The sequence below is a fragment of the Paenibacillus glacialis genome, assembly GCF_001637205.1.
Taxonomy (GTDB): domain Bacteria; phylum Bacillota; class Bacilli; order Paenibacillales; family Paenibacillaceae; genus Paenibacillus_AQ; species Paenibacillus_AQ glacialis.
This window is the reverse complement of the sequence record NZ_LVJH01000057.1, coordinates 1-2,309: the sequence shown is the minus strand read 5'-3', so window position 1 is coordinate 2,309 and position 2,309 is coordinate 1. Positions and strand designations below refer to the sequence as shown.

The following is a 2,309-nucleotide window of genomic DNA, read 5'->3' as shown; positions in this document are numbered from 1 at the left end:
GCACTGGCGGATCGAACCAACGGATGTTGCAAAAGCCGGGGCGGGGGCGGGGGTAGCGGAGAAATTCCAATCGAACTCGGAGATAGCTGGTTCTCCCCGAAATAGCTTTAGGGCTAGCCTCGGAATGAAGAGTCGTGGAGGTAGAGCACTGATTGGGTGCGGGGCCCGCAAGGGTTACCAAACTCAGTCAAACTCCGAATGCCATGTACTTATGTCCGGGAGTCAGACAGTGAGTGCTAAGATCCATTGTCGAAAGGGAAACAGCCCAGACCATCAGCTAAGGTCCCAAAGTGTGTGTTAAGTGGAAAAGGATGTGGAGTTGCCCAGACAACCAGGATGTTGGCTTAGAAGCAGCCACCATTGAAAGAGTGCGTAATAGCTCACTGGTCGAGTGACTCTGCGCCGAAAATGTAACGGGGCTAAACACACCACCGAAGCTATGGCTAGATGCTTTGCATCTGGGGTAGGGGAGCGTTGTATGTGGGTTGAAGGTGTACTGTAAAGAGCGCTGGACAACATACAAGTGAGAATGCCGGTATAAGTAACGAAAAGATCAGTGAGAATCTGATCCGCCGAAAGCCTAAGGGTTCCTGAGGAAGGCTCGTCCTCTCAGGGTAAGTCGGGACCTAACGCGAGGCCGAAAGGCGTAGTGGATGGACAACAGGTTGAAATTCCTGTACCACCGTAATCCGTTATGAGTAATGGGGTGACGCAGCAGGGTAGTGACGCGGACTGATGGAATAGTCCGTCTAAGCAGTGAGGCTTGTGTGTAGGCAAATCCGCACACTATAAGGCTGGGCTGTAATGGGGAGCGAAAATTATAGTAGCGAAGGTCATGATCTCACACTGCCAAGAAAAGCCTCTAACCAGGAGAAGGTGCCCGTACCGCAAACCGACACAGGTAGGCGAGAAGAGTATTCTAAGGCGCGCGGAAGAACTCTCGTTAAGGAACTCGGCAAAATGACCCCGTAACTTCGGGAGAAGGGGTGCCCCGGTAGTGTGAATAGCACGAGGGGGCCGCAGTGAAAAGGCCCAAGCGACTGTTTAGCAAAAACACAGGTCTGTGCGAAGCCGTAAGGCGAAGTATACGGGCTGACGCCTGCCCGGTGCTGGAAGGTTAAGGGGAGTGGTTAGGAGGTAACTCCGAAGCTATGAACCGAAGCCCCAGTAAACGGCGGCCGTAACTATAACGGTCCTAAGGTAGCGAAATTCCTTGTCAGGTAAATTCTGACCCGCACGAATGGCGTAACGACTTGGGCGCTGTCTCAACGAGAGATCCGGTGAAATTTTAATACCTGTGAAGATGCAGGTTACCCGCGACAAGACGGAAAGACCCCATGGAGCTTTACTGCAGCTTGATATTGGATTTGGGTACGATCTGTACAGGATAGGTGGGAGCCTAAGAAGTAGGAGCGCAAGCTTCTACGGAGGCGCCGTTGGGATACCACCCTGATCGTATCTAGGTTCTAACCTAGGACCGTAAACCGGTTCGGGGACAGTGTCAGGTGGGCAGTTTGACTGGGGCGGTCGCCTCCTAAAGAGTAACGGAGGCGCCCCAAGGTTCCCTCAGAATGGTTGGAAATCATTCGAAGAGTGCAAAGGCAGAAGGGAGCTTGACTGCGAGACCTACAAGTCGAGCAGGGACGAAAGTCGGGCTTAGTGATCCGGTGGTACCGCATGGAAGGGCCATCGCTCAACGGATAAAAGCTACCCTGGGGATAACAGGCTTATCTCCCCCAAGAGTCCACATCGACGGGGAGGTTTGGCACCTCGATGTCGGCTCATCGCATCCTGGGGCTGAAGTAGGTCCCAAGGGTTGGGCTGTTCGCCCATTAAAGCGGTACGCGAGCTGGGTTCAGAACGTCGTGAGACAGTTCGGTCCCTATCTGTCGTGGGCGCAGGAAATTTGAGAGGAGCTGTCCTTAGTACGAGAGGACCGGGATGGACGCACCTCTGGTGTACCAGTTGTTCCGCCAGGAGCATAGCTGGGTAGCTACGTGCGGACGGGATAAGCGCTGAAAGCATCTAAGCGTGAAGCCCCCCTCAAGATGAGATTTCCCAATTAGTAAGACCCCTTGAAGACGACGAGGTAGATAGGTTGGAGGTGGAAGTGCAGCAATGCATGGAGCTGACCAATACTAATCGGTCGAGGGCTTATCCTAATATTCTGGAGTTTAGGCTTCAGAAGCAAATGTAAGTTTCGAACTGCAAATTCATTCGTATCTAGTTTTCAAGGATTAAACCTTGTATAACAGCATAAAGCTGAAGTTTTTTCTAGAGATTGATATTTACTTGGAGTAATTCAAGAA

General features: G+C 52.1%; 1 rRNA gene. It reads left to right on the top strand.

The features are described 5' to 3' along the window. Window positions 1-2,162 (top strand): 23S ribosomal RNA (locus PGLA_RS20930); the annotation flags it as partial. Window positions 2,163-2,309 lie beyond the last annotated feature (147 nt).